Genomic DNA, 14,089 nt, shown 5'->3' on the forward strand with positions numbered 1-14,089 from the left:
GGGGGACGGGGCGCGCGAGGCCGGGCGGCACCCGGCGAGGCGGACGGTGCGGTGCGCGGTGCGTGGTGGCACGGGGAGTCCGGTGGCCACACATGCTAGGCGGGGCGCCGTCCGACGGCCCAGCGTCCTGACCGGAACCGATACGTCCGGCTACGGCGGGCGGCCGTTCGCACGACAACCGACCGTGCCTGCCGACGGAGCGCAGGCTACCGGTTGTGGCGTAGTGGCCATCGATTCCTGGGGCGACCGGGACGTCCTGTTACCGGTGGGGGCCGGGCTACTTGGCGTTCAGGGAGGTGTTGTTCCACCAACCCTGGCGGCCCGCGGTGAAGTTGACGGTCCGGCCGTCGATCCGGCCCTGGTACTTCCCGCCGGTGACCAGCGGGCTCTTGCCGACCACCCCGTGGGCGTCCTTGATCGACGGGATGGTGACCGTCCCGGCGGGGCGCAGGTCGGCGGGCCCGAAGCCCTGCGGCTCGACGGTGGTGACCACCTCGTCCCAGTTGGGCGACGCCGCGAGCTGGTGGGCGAGGTGCACTTCGTCGCCCTGGCCGAAGGAGAGCAGGGTCAGGTAGTCGGGGTAGCCGGTGGCGTCGAGCGGCTGGTAGTGCAGGACGTCCTCCTTGCGGCAGGTGGCGTCGGTGGCGGGCAGGATGGTGGTGAAGGTGCGGTTGCCCTGTTCGTCCACGGTGACGCGCTCCAGTTCCACCGGGAGCGAGCGGCGGGTGCCGTCGACGATCTCCTTGAGCGGCCAGTGGCCCTCGGAGAACAGCGCGTAGTAGACCTGCTCGCGCTCGTGCTCGGCGAGGTCCTTCAGGTACAGCGCGCGGAGCTCGTCGGCCAGGCCGAACAGGGTGATCATCTGGAAGGCGTGCACGGGAACGTGGTACAGCGCCAGGTGGTAGCTGAAGATCGTCTTCCGGCCGAGCAGCAGGAAGCGGTGGCCGTGCCGGGGGGCGTCGGCGGCGCGGCTGGTCACGTCGGCACGGGGGTCGGTGGACATGCGGTCTCCAAGGGGGTCGGGTGTCCGCTCCCGCCGGGGTGCGGGTGGCGGCGGCGCCAGAACGGCCGGTCGGGCCAGCGCTGTTCGGCGCAGTAGTGGGTGCGGTGGTTGCGCAGGTAGGCCGCGTCGATGGCGGCCAGCTCGGCGCGGTACGCGTCGAGCGCCCCGGCCCGGCCGGCCAGCCGGGCGTGCACGGCGCGGCCGGCGGCCAGGCCGGTGTACAGGGCGGTGAGGATGCCCTGCGAGGACAGCGGGTCGAAGGCCGCCGCGGCGTCCCCGGCGGCGATCCAGCCGTCGCCGGTGACGTCCGCCAGCCGGGCGGTGTGCGCGGGGGCCCGCCGGGGTGCGGCGCCGGCGGGCCACGGGTGCCGGGCCGCCAGTTCGAGGACGTGCCGGGTGGCGGCCAGCCGGGCCGCGAACGCCGGTAGTCCGGGGTCGGCGGCGGGCAGGTCCGCGTCGGTGTACCAGACCAGCAGGCGGCGGCCGGTGGGCAGCGGCGCGGTGTACCACCAGCCGTCGGGCGCGGCCTCGACGGTGGTGGTGGTGTCCGGGTCGGCCGGGTCGGCGGGCCCCAGCGTGAGGTGCAGCGCCACCAGCCGGTCACCGGTGCGGCGCCGCGCCCCGCACGCGGTGGCGAGCGCGGCCCGCCGCCCGGTGGCGTCGACCAGCCACCGGCAGCGCACCGTCCGCCGCTCCCCCGCCCCGTGCAGCTCGACGCGCCAACTGCCGTCCCCGGCCCGCCCGTTGATCCGCACCGCGCCGGTGACCAGGTGCGCGCCCTGCGCCCGGGCGCACTCGCGCAGTTGACGGTCGAACAGGACGCGGTCCAGGTGCCAGCCGTGGCCGTGCGGGTCGAAGACGCTGTCGGTGGACGCCAGCCGGGGCCCGCCCCAGGCGGAGCGGTTGGCCAGGCACGGCAGATGGCCGGCCGTCAGGACGCCGCCCGCGCCGAGGTCGCCGAGCAGCACCCGGGCGGCGGCCGGCAGCGCCTCGCCGACGGGCGCGGGGCCGCGTCCGGCGTCGGCGAGCAGCACGCTGCGCCCGGCCCTGACCAGCGTCAGCGCGGCGGCCGCGCCCGCCGGTCCGCCGCCGGCCACCAGGACGTCGTAGCGGGTCACTTGTCGGTGGGCTCCGCCGGGCGGGCGCCGCCCCCGTTGGCGGCCTCCTCGCCGAACGGGTCGAGCTTGTCGATGTAGCCGACGGTGATCTGCTCGGCCCGGAAGCCGGTGCGTTCGACGGCATCGCCGAGCACGCCGCTGACGGTGGTGACGTCCAGCACGGAGGTCTCCGGCACGTGCACGGTCACCAGGTTGCGGTCGTGCGGAACGCCCTCCAGATCGAAGCCCGGAACGGACTCGACCTGAATCACCGGCGGGAACTTCCCGTCGCCGACGGTGTACCGGCGGGTCTCGACGATGCCGAAGTGGTGCCACTCCCTGACGGCCTGCGCCAGCTGGTCGGGGTACTCCCCGAACAGGCCGCGCAGCCAGGATGCCCGGCGGGCGAACGCGTCCTCCCGCTCCTCGTCCGAACTGCCCTGCCCGTCCTCCTTGTTGACGATCCGGAAGTCTTCGTCGGTGAGCACGTGGTTGGGCACCCGGGCGGGCCAGAAGGTCGGCACGTACGGGTCGTAGCGGTCGGGCGGCAGGGCCTGGATCTCGTAGCCGGCCCGGCAGCTGGCGGTGTCGGTCTGCCACGGGATCGCCATCCAGCGGGTGAGGTCGCCGGGGCCCTGGGCGTGCAGCGGACCGTCGGGGCCGAGCGCCCGCTCGGCGCTCAACTGCGGCCCGTAGTCGGGTTCTTGCTGCCCGTCGGGACGGCGCAGGATCCGGAACGGGTGCTCGAACATCGACGAGTGCCGGATCGGCCAGGTGACTTCGCAGCCGGGGTGGAAGGCGTCGGCGAGGCAGAAGTCGAGGGCGGCGCGGTCGAGCAGGCCGGGCTGGTCGGCGACCTCGGCGTCCTCCAGCCGGCGCGGGAAGCCCGGCCACGGGGTGGTGCTGAACTCGCCCTTGGACCAGGCGATCAGGTGGGTGATCTGGGTGTCGGACAGCGCCAGGTACTGGAGCACCGACTTGGGCGTCCGGGCCATCGCGTCGCCGTAGATCCACGGCCACGGCACCGGCGACATGCCGTCGCGGCTGTAGTCACGCATCGTGGTGAGCACCTGGTGGCGCAGCTCGCGGTTGCGTTCGGCCGGGCTGGACAGGCGCTTCAGCAGCTCCGGGGCGAGGAAGTCCTCGGGGCCGCCGAAGCCGAAGTGGGTGGCGAACCCCTTGTTGGCCCACTGGAGTTCGCAGAACCGCCGCAGGATCGGCTCGATGTCCCGTTGGAAGTTGACGCCGTCCTCGTCGTTGTCGCCGAAGCCGGCACCTGCGCCGAACACGTCGTGCAGCACGTCCCACAGGGTGCGCACGGCCTTCAGGTCCGGGCCGTAGTTGGGCGGGGCGACCACCACCCACGCGCCCTGCACCGGAACCTCCTTGCCGCCGAGGGTGAGGGTCGCGGTGACCGGGCCGTCCGAAGTGTCGTCGTACCAGCCGTCGTTGTTGCCGAACGAGTGCAACGGCTCGCCGCCGGGCGCCCCGGAGTCGCCGGTGCCGCCGAGAACGACCAGGCGGCCCTGGTCGTCGGTGTGCATCCGGCCGAGCGGAACCGACTTGCCCAGGAAGGTGCCGCCGGTGAACTCGACGACGTCCCTGGTCCCGGCGGTCAGCGTCTTGGGCCCGGGGTCGATGATCAGGCTGCCGCGGTCCGCCTGCTTGAGGTTGCGGCGGGCCGACGCCTGGCCCTTCATGTCGGGGATGTCCAGCGCGAGGTCGAAGTTGTACCAGTCGGCCTTCCGGTTGGCCACGTGCACGGCCCACTCGATCGTCACCCCCGCCTCGGTGGCGGTGAGTTCACGCACCACCTGGTGCCGGCTGTCGTACCCGTAGATCCGGAACCGGGCGGCCTGACGCTTGATCGCCCCGCTGTCGTCCTTGTAGAAGCCGACCGGCGCGGGCTCCGGATCCGGCGTCTCCGGTCCGTAGAACCAGCCGTCCTCGCGGGTGCTGTTACCGATCCGGGCCATGCCGATGGCGGGATGGATCCGGGCGTAGGCGATCTCGTCGGTCATCGCTGCGATGTCCTCTTCGTCCGTGGTCGGGGGTTGCCCGCACGGGCCCAAGAAGCGCACGGCACGCGCGGGGCAGGAGGGATGAGCCGTCAGCCACCCTGGCAGCTCGGCCCCGACCGCCCCCGACGGCTCGCAGCCCACTCATCCGACAATCACCTCAACGGGCCCCGCCCCGCAGAACCCCAGAACGGGGCAGGCGCCGGCTCCGCCCCCCACAGACGCCGGCCCCTTCCCCCTCGTTGACGCCCCTACCCCCCGGTCGGGACGCCGTTCCCCCCTCGCTGACGCCCCTACCCCCCGGTCAGGACGCCGCTCCCCCCCTTCATCGACGCCCCTACCCCCCGGTCGGGACGCCTTCCCCCTCCAGTGCCGACCCCCGTACCCCCCGGTCCGGAGCGTCGACACCCGGGCCAACGGAACGAATCCCCCGATTCCCGCCGGCCCATCCGCGCCGATCTCCCGGCGACAGGAAGATCGTGCCAGCTCGGGCCCCTCCGCACATTGCCAGAACCCGGCAATCTTGACGCCCTCTTGACGCGCAGAACCTGCACACCAGGTGCCCCCACGCGCCCCTGCTTTCGCGCCCGCCTGCGCTCGCACTCCGCCGGAGGCTAGAGCGGCTGCCCCGGCCACCCCAGCAACCGAGCCCCCATCGCCGCCGTCTCCAGCGTGTACCGGTGCAGTGCGTCCGCCGGGTCGTACCCGGTCAGCGCCTTGATGCGCTCCGTCCGGTAGCCGAGCGTCCGCACGCTGACCCCCAGGCGGCGAGCCGCTTCCGCGTTGACGTAGCCCGCCTCCGCCTGCACGGCGATGGTGTCGAGCAGTGGGCCGGCCCCGCCGCGGGCGGCGGCGAGCGGGCCGAGGACCGTACGCACCAGGTCCGCCATCGCCGCGCGGTCGCGCATCAGGACCGGGAAGACCAGCAACTCCTCGGCTTTGAGCAGCTCCGACGGCAGGTCGAGCCGTTCCGCGAAGTCGAGCGCGTCGAGCGCCTCCTCGTAGCTGCGCACCACGCCGCCGGCCCCGGAGTGGCGTCGTCCGGTGGCGACCCGGCGGGCGGGTGGGTAGCCGGGGCCGGGGCGGAGTGCGAGGCGGGCGAAGGCGTCGAGGACGGCCTGTTCGCTCTCGGGGGCGACGCACACCAGCCGGCCGTCCTTGGTGGCGAGCAGGACGTCGCGTTCGCCGAAGCGGCCGGTGAGTTCGCGTTCGACGCGGCGTACCACGGCGTCCAGGTGGCCGTAGGGCTGGTCGGCGCCGACGGCGACGGCGACGGCGTGGGTGCGGGCCAGGCGCAGGCCGAAGCGTTCGGCGCGTTCGGCGAGGGTGCCGAGGTCGCTGCGGCCGTACAGCAGGTCGTCGATGAACTCGCGGCGCGCGGCTTCCTCCTGGCGGACGGCCAGCCGTTGGGCGCGCTCATGGCCTTCGCCGAGGGCGGCGAGGGCGGTTTCGGCGGCGATCAGCAGGGCTTCGCCGACCTGTCGCAGTTCGCCGACGGTGCCGGCGCCGGCGATGCCGGGGAGGGTGGGCCAGGCCCGGCGTCCGGCGCTCATGCAGTGGGCGACCAGGTCGCGCAGGCCCTGTCCGGTCTCGGCGCCGCGTTCGCCGAGGGCGCGCAGTGATTCGATTTCCGCGCGGGTCAACCGGCGCCCGGAGCGGGAGACTTCGGCGAGCATCCCGACGTACCGGTCGCCGAGTTCCCCGGCCACCGCCTGCTCGGCCATCCTTGACACTCCTTCACCTGCTGTTCGACCGCCGAATCCTAGCGATCGCCGACCGGTTCCGACTGCTGTTGTTCGGACCCGTACGATGTCCCCTGCGGTGCGTGCGGTTCCTGGCGGTGCGCCGCTTGCGACCTCGGGAGATTCCACGATGACGGCTGGCCGGAAGGCAGCGGTGGCGCTGGTCGGCTGCTGGGCGGCGTTCGCGGTGCTGGCGGGGGTGCTGGCCGCGCACGGGTGGGGGCCGTTCGGGTTCGAGCAGGCCGTGCTGGACTGGTGCGTGGGGCACCGGCCGCCCGGCGCGACGACGGTGGCGACGATGGTGACGGCGCTGGGTTCGGCGCCGCTGCCGTACCTGATGGCGCTGGCGGCGGGCGCGCTCATGGTCCGGCGGGTACCGAAGCCCGTCGCGCTGGTGCTGTTCGCGCCGACGGTGTGGCTGCTGCTCGGCCAGGGGCTGCGCCAGCTGCTGATGCACGGCTTCGGCCGGCCGCGGCCGCCGCTCGCGGACCGGGCGGTGCACGCCTCCGGTTTCTCGTTCCCGTCGGGGCACGCGTTCACGGCCGCGGCCGGTGCGGGGCTGCTGGCGCTCGCGGTGGTGCTGGCCCGTCCGGCGGCCGCCCGCCTCGCGGTGGTGGGGGCGGTGCTGTTCGCGGGGGCGGTCGGTGCGAGCCGGGTGTACCTGGGGGTGCACTGGACGCTGGATGTGCTGGGCGGCTGGCTGCTGGCGGCGGGGTGGCTCGCGCTGGGTACGCTGCTGGCACGTCAGGGCCGTGGAAGTGGCGCTGTGCTGCTGGATCGTCGGCCCGCGGGTCGCTCGTCCGGGGACTGAACGGTCCGCCGCGCGGGCAGATCGGCGTAGGTTCGGCACAGGCGCGTCCGCGCCGCGAAATTGCCGTATATGCAAGAAGGGTTTCGGGATGGCTCAGGTTGTGCGGGGTGTGATCGCTCGGGCGAAGGGCGCGCCGGTGGAGGTGGTGCCGATCGTGGTGCCCGATCCGGGTCCGGGCGAGGCCGTGGTGAAGGTGCAGGCGTGCGGCGTGTGCCACACCGACCTGCACTACCGGGAGGGCGGGATCAACGACGAGTTCCCGTTCCTGCTGGGCCACGAGGCGGCGGGCGTGGTGGAGGCCGTCGGCGAGGGTGTCGACAATGTCGTGCCGGGTGACTTCGTGATCCTCAACTGGCGTGCGGTGTGCGGCCGTTGCCGTGCGTGTCGGCGGGGCCGGCCGCAGTACTGCTTCGCCACCCACAACGCGAAGCAGAAGATGACGCTGGAGGACGGCACCGAGCTGTCGCCGGCCCTGGGCATCGGCGCGTTCGCCGAGAAGACCCTGGTCGCGGCGGGCCAGTGCACCAAGGTGGACCCGGCGGCCTCGCCGGCCGCGGCGGGCCTGCTGGGCTGCGGCGTGATGGCCGGTCTGGGCGCGGCGATCAACACCGGCCAGGTGGGTCGCGGCGACAGCGTCGCGGTGATCGGCTGCGGCGGCGTCGGCAACGCCGCGGTGATGGGTGCCCGGCTGGCGGGCGCGTCGCGGATCATCGCGGTGGACGTGGACGAGCGCAAGCTGGTCACCGCCCGCGGCCTGGGCGCCACCCACACGGTGAACTCGCGGGAGACCGACGCCGTGGAGGCGATCCGCGAGCTGACCGGCGGCAACGGCGCGGACGTGGTGATCGACGCGGTCGGCCGCCCGGAGACGTACAAGCAGGCGTTCTACGCCCGCGACCTGGCGGGCACCGTGGTGCTGGTCGGCGTTCCGACCCCGGAGATGACCCTCGAACTCCCGCTGCTGGACGTGTTCGGCCGCGGCGGTGCGCTCAAGTCCTCCTGGTACGGCGACTGCCTCCCTGAGCGGGACTTCCCGATGCTGATCGACCTGTACCTCCAGGGCCGGCTCGACCTGGACGCGTTCGTCAGCGAGACCATCCCGCTGGACGGCGTCGAGGAGGCGTTCGCCCGGATGCACCGCGGCGAGGTGCTGCGTTCGGTGGTGGTCTTCTGATGGCGGCCCGGATCGAACACCTGGTCACCGCGGGCGAGTTCTGCCTGGACGGCGGCACCTGGGAGGTCGACAACAACGTGTGGCTGGTCGGCGACGACCACGAGGTGATCGTGATCGACGCCGCGCACGACGCGGACGCGATCGCCGCGGCGGTGGCCGGGCGCACACTGGTGGCGATCGTCTCCACCCACGCGCACAACGACCACATCGACGCCGCGCCGGAACTGGCCGCCCGCACGGGCGCGCCGATCCTGCTGCACCCGGACGACCAGGTGCTGTGGGACCAGACCCACCCGGACCGGGGGCCCGACGGCGCCCTCGCCGACGGCCAGCAACTGACCGTCGCCGGAACCGCCTTGACCGTTCTGCACACCCCGGGCCACAGCCCGGGCGCGGTCAGCCTGTACGCGCCGGAGCTGGGCACCGTCTTCACCGGCGACACCCTGTTCGCGGGCGGGCCGGGCGCCACCGGGCGGTCGTTCTCCGACTTCCCGACCATCGTCGACTCGATCCGCGACCGTCTGCTGACGCTCCCGGCCGAGACGGTGGTGCGCACCGGCCACGGCGACTCGACCACCGTCGGCGCGGAGGCCCCGCAGCTGGCGGAGTGGATCGCCCGCGGCCACTGACGGCCCGTCAACCACCCGCCGCCCCGGACGCCACGTCCGGGGCGGCGGCATTTTCGGCTGTCCATCATCTGTCCAACGGCCTTTCATACCGTCCCCTCACCTGGTCGGCGACGCGGGGGCGTCGCCCGCAGAACAGGAACAAGGGGGAAGACAGTGAAGAAGAGATTCGTCGGCGCCTTGGTGGCCGGCGCCGTACTGGCCGCCACCATCACCGCGGCCGCGCCCGCCGACGCCATGGTGCAGCAGGGCTGGGCGCACATCCAGAACGTCGGCACCGGCCAGTTGCTGGACGACTACGCCCACAACACCAACCAGGGCGCGCCGGTGTACACGTACGCGCAGACCGGGCAGTCCAACCAGTGGTGGTGGGTGGCCAACAACACCAACAGCACGGTCACCTTCTCCTCCTACGAGACGCAGCAGTACAGCAGCGTGGCCAAGTGGTGGTACCGCAACCTCGTCCGCGACGGCGGCAACCGCGGCGTCCTCGGCCCGCAGCAGCTCTGGACCGCCAACATCGGCTTCGGCGGCCTGCCGGGCGAGGAGCTCTGGTACTACGTGGGCGGCGACGCCGGGACGTACATCCACTCCGCCGCCTGGAACGGCGACTGCCTGACCGCCCACGCCTGGGGCCAGGTGACGGTCGAGGGCTGCCGCTCGGGCGACCACGACCAGCAGTGGAACGTCCTCTACAGCTGACCGGCCGGAAGGAGAGCCGCACCATGAAGCACATCCGAAGGGTCCTCACCGCCGCCGGCGTGTCCCTGTCCGTCCTCGCCGGCGTGTTCGCCGTCGAGGCCCCCGCGCAGGCCGCCGTGCCGCAGGGCTGGGCGCACATCCGGAACCTCGGCACTGGCCAGTTGCTGGACGACTACGCCCACAACACCAACCAGGGCGCCCCGGTGTACACGTACGCGCAGACCGGGCAGTCCAACCAGTGGTGGTGGGTGGACAACAGCGGCAACAACACGGTCTCGTTCTCCTCCTACGAGACCCAGCAGGGCAACGGCCTCACCGGCTGGTGGTACCGCAACCTCACCCGCGACAGCGGCAACCGCGGCGTCCTCGGCCCGCAGCAGCGCTGGCAGCACGACACCCGCTTCGGTGAACTGCCCGGCGAGCAGCTCTGGTACTACGTGGGCGGCGACGCCGGGACGTACATCCACTCCGCCGCCTGGAACGGCGACTGCCTCACCGCCCACGCCTGGGGCCAGGTGACGGTCGAGGGCTGCCGCTCCGGCGACCACGACCAGCAGTGGCAGATCACCTACAGCTGACCCGCCGAAAGGAAAGTCCCACCGTGAAGAACATCCGAACGATCCTCACCGCCGCCGGCGTGTCCCTGTCCGTCCTCGCGGGCGTGTTCGCCGTCGAGGCCCCCGCGCAGGCCGCCGTGCCCCGGGGCTGGGTGCACGTCCTGAACATGGGCACCGGCCAGTACCTGGACGACTACGCGCACAACATCGACCAGGGCGCCCCGGTGTACAGCTACGCGCAGACCGGCCAGTCCAACCAGTGGTGGTACGTCACCATGACCTCCGCCAACCAGGTCGTCTTCTCCTCCTGGGAGACGGAGAAGTGCACCGACGGCTGGTGCACCACCAAGAGCTACCGGAACCTGCGAAACAGCTTCAACAACACCGGCGAACTGTCCGAGTACAACCCCTGGTACGACCCGTACGACAACACCGCGTCCCGGTCGCGCTGGTGGTACGCGGCCGGCGACATCGGCACGTACATCCACTCCGCCGACGGCGACCAGGGCTGCCTGACCTCCCACGCCGGAAGCCAGGTGACGATCGAGGGCTGCCGCACGGGCGACCGCAACCAGCAGTGGAACGTCATCTACGCCTGACGGCTACTGGTCCGGGGCCACGAACCGGACGGCGGTCAGCCGCTCCCGCGAGGTCTCGTCCGCGAGCAGCACGGACGAGGCACCCGGGAACGCTGACCGCCCCCGCCGTTCGACGGACGCCAGCAGCGCCGTCAGGCCGCGCACGTGGCGGCGGAAGGTGCGCGGGGCGGCGGTCCGGGCCCGGGCGTGCTGGCCGGCCAGCGCCTGCTCGGGCCGGACGGCGAGCAGCACCACGTGCAGCTCGCGCCCGTACCGGCGGGCCCAGTGCGCGAGGGCGAGCCGCATCCAGCGGCGGCTGCCGCAGTCGTGCACCAGCAGCGGCCCGGGCCTGCGCAGCGCGGCGCGGGTGCGCAGCAGGTGCAGGGTGCGCACCACGGGCCGGTAGACGGGGTACGGGAGCCGGGCGGGCATCGCGGCCTGAGCGGCCAGTCGGCTGGTGCGCGGGTCGAGGACGGGGGCGCGGCCGTCCCAGCGGTGCAGCAGGGTGCTCTTGCCGCTGCCGGGCAGTCCGGCCACCACGACGGCGGCGCCCGGGCCGTAGCGGATCGTCAGCGGCGGGCCTGCCTGCCCGCGCAGGTCGGTGACGCCGTGCGGGGCGAGTTCGACAGTGGCCTCGACGGGACTCCTCCTCAAACGTCGAACCGTCCCGCCATCGGTCGGCGGGACGGTTCGGCAGTTTACCGGGGGCGTCCGGGTCAGTTCTCGGTGATCCGGACCGCCCCGGACGGGCAGGACGCGGCGGCGTCCTCGACGGCGGAGCGCAGCTCGGCGGGCGGGCGGGCGTCGAGCAGCACGACCACGCCGTCCTCCTCGCGCTGGTCGAACACTTCGGGGGCGTTGCGGACGCACTGTCCGGCGCCGCAGCAGCGGTCCTGGTCGACGGAGACGGTCACGGTTCCGGCCGCCGCGGGGTCACCGGTGCGGGCCGGCGTGGTGGCGCTCACCAGGCGACCTGGAGTTCGTGGACGCCGTAGATCAGCATGTCGTGCCGGAACGGGACGTCCTCGAACGGCACGGCGAGCTTCAGGTCGGGCAGCCGGCGCAGCAGGGTCTCCAGGGCGATCTCCAGTTCCAGCCGGGCGAGCGGCTGGCCGAGGCACTGGTGGACGCCGAAGCCGAAGGCGAGGTGGTGGCGGGTGTCGCGGGTGAGGTCGAGGGTGTCGGCCCCGGGGTAGCGTCCGTCGTCCCAGTTGGCGGTGTTGACCTGGAGGATGACGCCCTCGCCGGCCCGGATCTTGGTGCCGCCGATCTCGGCGTCGGCGACGGCGACCCGGACCAGGCCGGTCTGCACGATGCTGAGGTAGCGCAGCAGCTCCTCGACGGCGGCGGGCGTGTCCTCGGGGTGGGCGCGCAGGTGGGCGAGTTGCTCGGGGTTGCGGAGCAGGGCCAGCACGGACAGCGCGGTCATGTTGGCGGTGGTCTCGTGCCCGGCGATCAGCAGCAGCCGGCCCATCGCGCCGATGTCCTCGATCTCGAGTTCACCGCGCTCGACCAGGCGGCTGAGGATGCCGTCGTCGGGGTTGTCGCGCTTGGACGCGGTCAGGGCGTCGAGGTATTCGGTGAGGCGGTTGTTGGCCTCGACGATTTCCTCGGTGGTGGCGCCGCGGTGCAGCAGGGTGCGGCTGCACTCCTGGAAGAAGTCGTGGTCCTGGTAGGGGACGCCGAGCAGCAGGCAGATCACCAGGGACGGCAGCGGCAGCGCGAACTCTTCGACCAGGTCGGCCTGTTGGCGTCCGTCGATCATCCTGTCGATGAGTTCGTCGGTGATCCGCTGGATCTCGGTGCGCAGTTCGGCGGTCTTGCGGACGGTGAAGTCGCCGGTGAGCATGCGGCGCAGCCGGCCGTGCTCGGGGTCGTCGAGCCGGATGAACGTGGGCTTGACGTTGAGGAGTTGGCGGGCGCCCTCGGTGAGGAACGGGAAGCCGGGGTTCGCCGGGTCGGAGCTGAACCGGTTGTCGGCGAGGATGGCGCGGACGTCCTCGTGGCGGGTGATCAGCAGGGCGGTGTTGCCGTCGTACAGGGTGACGCGGCTGATCGGCTCGTCGTGCCGGGCCTGCTGGTAGGCGGGCGGCGGGGCGAACGGGCAGGTCGCCTCGCGCGGGGCGGGGTGGATGGTGGGGGAGGTTTCTGCGGCGGTGGCCATCTGGTGCTCCCTTCCCGGAGCTGGGCCGGCGGTGGCGTCGGCGATGGAGCCTGCGACTGCGCGGCCCGGGCAGTTGAGTGCCTCGGGCAACTAACTCAACGTCACGCTAACTCGCGGTCCGTGCCCACGGGAAGATGATCCCGGCCCCGGCGGGCATTCTGTCCGGATCACGGCGACGCATCGCCACTCCCCCGGGGTCCGGGACCCCCGCCCACCAGCCATGCCCAGGTCCGTCACGGCCGGAGGATCATCCTTACGGCCGATCGAGAACGGGCCACGGCCTCACACCCACAGCGCCTGGGCGATCGCCCACCCCGTCAACGCCGACCCCAGACCCGCCACCACGCTGCCCGCCGCGTTCATCACCGCGTAGAACCGGGCCCCGCTCTCGGCCAGCCGCAAGGTCTCGTACGAGAACGTCGAATACGTGGTCAGCGCCCCGCAGAAGCCCGTGCCGAGCAGCAGCTGGAGCTGCGAGGAGGCCGCGCCGGCGGCCACCGCGCCGGTCAGCAGGCCGAGCACCAGGGAACCGGACACGTTGACGGCGAACGTCCCCCACGGGAACACCGTGTCGTGCCGGGCCTGCACCGCCCGGTCGGTCAGGTAGCGCAGCGGGGCGCCGACCGCCGCGCCGACGATCACCAGCAGCCAGTTCACCGCGCCTCCCCGTCGTCCCTGACCTTCCGGAGCACCTCGCACGCGTCGAGCGTCACCAGGCACCGGTCCAGCAGGTCGTCCAACTGCGGCAGGAACGAGCGGATCCGCTCCTCGCGGTCCACCACCACGACCGCCATCGGCATGTCGTCGCCGACCGACAGCAGCCGCGAGGTGTGCACCATCGAGGACGCGCCGAAGCCCTCGACCCCGCGGAACACGCTGGCACCGGCCAGCCCCGCGGCGTGCACCCGGTGCACGATCTCGGCGTACAGCGGGCGGTGGTGCCAGCGTTCGTCCTCGCCGACCAGCGCCGTCATCCGCAGCGCCCGTTCGATGCGTGTGGTCATCGCGTCCTCCGTCGGATCACCCGGCGGGCGGCCGCCGCGCCGGCCCAGACCGCGACCATCGCGGCGAGCAGGGTCGCGGCCAGATACCCGAGCGCCGCCGGGGCGCGGCCGGCCAGCATCAGGCGCTGGATGTCGACCGCGTAGGTGGAAAATGTGGTGAACCCGCCCAGCACACCGGTACCGAAGAACGGCCGCACCAGCCGGTGCGCCCGCCACGCCTCCGTGAGCACCGTCATGAACGCCCCGATCACCGCGCACCCGGCCGCATTGATCACCAGCGTCGCCCACGGAAACCCGTCCACCGGCGTCGGCCACGCCAGCGCGATCGCGTACCGGGCACACGCCCCCAGCACACCCCCGACGGCCACCACACCGATCACGGCCGCCAGTTCACTGTCCGGCCCCCGCCTCACCGGCCGCTGCCGGGCCTCGGCACCGACCGCCGTCGAACTCTCCACGGGCACACGTCTCCTACTCGCACGGCACCCGAGAATTCCGGGCGCGCCACTGTACAAGCAGGGACCGTTGGCAGCAGACCGCTGCGGTTCGTGTCCGGCGGGCCCCACCGCCGTCACGCACCCCGAGGGGGTGCTACTGGGCCCACTCTACCGGG

General features: G+C 72.9%; 16 protein-coding genes. 6 read left to right on the top strand and 10 right to left on the bottom strand.

Annotated features, from left to right (window positions below; all coding sequences use genetic code 11):
- Positions 1 to 277: 277 nt before the first annotated feature.
- The 4 genes from ACFYST_RS20480 to ACFYST_RS20495 form a co-directional block, all read right to left on the bottom strand.
- Entirely contained in the window at positions 278 to 1,003 is a 726-nt protein-coding gene (locus tag ACFYST_RS20480) for a hypothetical protein (RefSeq protein WP_387864218.1), read from the bottom strand.
- Positions 976 to 2,121, bottom strand: a complete 1,146-nt coding sequence (locus ACFYST_RS20485; protein WP_387864221.1) for a tryptophan 7-halogenase — start codon at positions 2,119 to 2,121, stop codon at positions 976 to 978. Before ACFYST_RS20485 ends, ACFYST_RS20480 begins: the two co-directional genes overlap by 28 nt.
- On the bottom strand, positions 2,118 to 4,121 hold the full coding sequence (locus ACFYST_RS20490; protein WP_387864224.1) for a LodA/GoxA family CTQ-dependent oxidase: 2,004 nt from the start codon (positions 4,119 to 4,121) through the stop codon (positions 2,118 to 2,120). Before ACFYST_RS20490 ends, ACFYST_RS20485 begins: the two co-directional genes overlap by 4 nt.
- A 611-nt stretch (positions 4,122 to 4,732) precedes the next feature.
- Positions 4,733 to 5,842, bottom strand: a complete 1,110-nt coding sequence (locus ACFYST_RS20495; protein ID WP_387864226.1) for a PucR family transcriptional regulator — start codon at positions 5,840 to 5,842, stop codon at positions 4,733 to 4,735.
- Between the two features lie 148 nt (positions 5,843 to 5,990).
- On the opposite strand from ACFYST_RS20495, the gene ACFYST_RS20500 reads away from it, so the two are divergent.
- The 6 genes from ACFYST_RS20500 (at position 5,991) to ACFYST_RS20525 (ending at position 10,329) form a co-directional block, all read left to right on the top strand.
- Positions 5,991 to 6,671 carry a phosphatase PAP2 family protein gene (locus ACFYST_RS20500; protein ID WP_387864228.1) on the top strand — a complete coding sequence of 227 codons (681 nt, stop codon included), beginning with the start codon at positions 5,991 to 5,993 and terminating at the stop codon, positions 6,669 to 6,671.
- Between the two features lie 88 nt (positions 6,672 to 6,759).
- Positions 6,760 to 7,845, top strand: coding sequence for an S-(hydroxymethyl)mycothiol dehydrogenase (locus ACFYST_RS20505; protein ID WP_387646951.1), 1,086 nt, complete (start codon positions 6,760 to 6,762; stop codon positions 7,843 to 7,845).
- Positions 7,845 to 8,474, top strand: a complete 630-nt coding sequence (locus ACFYST_RS20510) for an MBL fold metallo-hydrolase (RefSeq protein ID WP_387864231.1) — start codon at positions 7,845 to 7,847, stop codon at positions 8,472 to 8,474. The genes ACFYST_RS20505 and ACFYST_RS20510 overlap by 1 nt, the downstream gene beginning before the upstream one ends.
- 153 nt (positions 8,475 to 8,627) lie before the next feature.
- Positions 8,628 to 9,173, top strand: a complete 546-nt coding sequence (locus ACFYST_RS20515; protein WP_387864234.1) for an RICIN domain-containing protein — start codon at positions 8,628 to 8,630, stop codon at positions 9,171 to 9,173.
- A gap of 23 nt (positions 9,174 to 9,196) precedes the next feature.
- The gene (locus ACFYST_RS20520; protein WP_387864236.1) at positions 9,197 to 9,751 is read left to right on the top strand and encodes an RICIN domain-containing protein; all 555 of its coding nucleotides are present in this window, start codon (positions 9,197 to 9,199) and stop codon (positions 9,749 to 9,751) included.
- Positions 9,752 to 9,774: 23 nt separating this feature from the next.
- Positions 9,775 to 10,329, top strand: coding sequence for an RICIN domain-containing protein (locus ACFYST_RS20525; protein ID WP_387864238.1), 555 nt, complete (start codon positions 9,775 to 9,777; stop codon positions 10,327 to 10,329).
- 3 nt (positions 10,330 to 10,332) lie between these two features.
- Here ACFYST_RS20525 and ACFYST_RS20530 read toward each other — a convergent pair whose 3' ends face one another.
- From ACFYST_RS20530 to crcB (ACFYST_RS20555), 6 genes are all read right to left on the bottom strand, one after another.
- Entirely contained in the window at positions 10,333 to 10,962 is a 630-nt protein-coding gene (locus ACFYST_RS20530; protein ID WP_387864241.1) for an AAA family ATPase, read from the bottom strand.
- Positions 10,963 to 11,024: 62 nt separating this feature from the next.
- On the bottom strand, positions 11,025 to 11,222 hold the full coding sequence (locus ACFYST_RS20535; RefSeq protein WP_387864399.1) for a ferredoxin: 198 nt from the start codon (positions 11,220 to 11,222) through the stop codon (positions 11,025 to 11,027).
- 47 nt (positions 11,223 to 11,269) lie between these two features.
- A complete protein-coding gene (locus tag ACFYST_RS20540) occupies positions 11,270 to 12,472 on the bottom strand; it encodes a cytochrome P450 (protein WP_387646965.1) in 1,203 nt (400 codons plus the stop codon).
- A gap of 282 nt (positions 12,473 to 12,754) precedes the next feature.
- Entirely contained in the window at positions 12,755 to 13,129 is a 375-nt protein-coding gene (gene crcB, locus ACFYST_RS20545) for a fluoride efflux transporter CrcB (protein ID WP_387864242.1), read from the bottom strand.
- Positions 13,126 to 13,476 carry a DUF190 domain-containing protein gene (locus ACFYST_RS20550; RefSeq protein ID WP_387646970.1) on the bottom strand — a complete coding sequence of 117 codons (351 nt, stop codon included), beginning with the start codon at positions 13,474 to 13,476 and terminating at the stop codon, positions 13,126 to 13,128. Before ACFYST_RS20550 ends, crcB (ACFYST_RS20545) begins: the two co-directional genes overlap by 4 nt.
- Entirely contained in the window at positions 13,473 to 13,934 is a 462-nt protein-coding gene (gene crcB / locus ACFYST_RS20555; RefSeq protein WP_387864244.1) for a fluoride efflux transporter CrcB, read from the bottom strand. Before crcB (ACFYST_RS20555) ends, ACFYST_RS20550 begins: the two co-directional genes overlap by 4 nt.
- Positions 13,935 to 14,089 lie beyond the last annotated feature (155 nt).

It is taken from the genome of Kitasatospora sp. NPDC004614 (genome assembly GCF_042873675.1).
In the GTDB taxonomy this organism is placed as follows: Bacteria; Actinomycetota; Actinomycetes; order Streptomycetales; family Streptomycetaceae; genus Kitasatospora.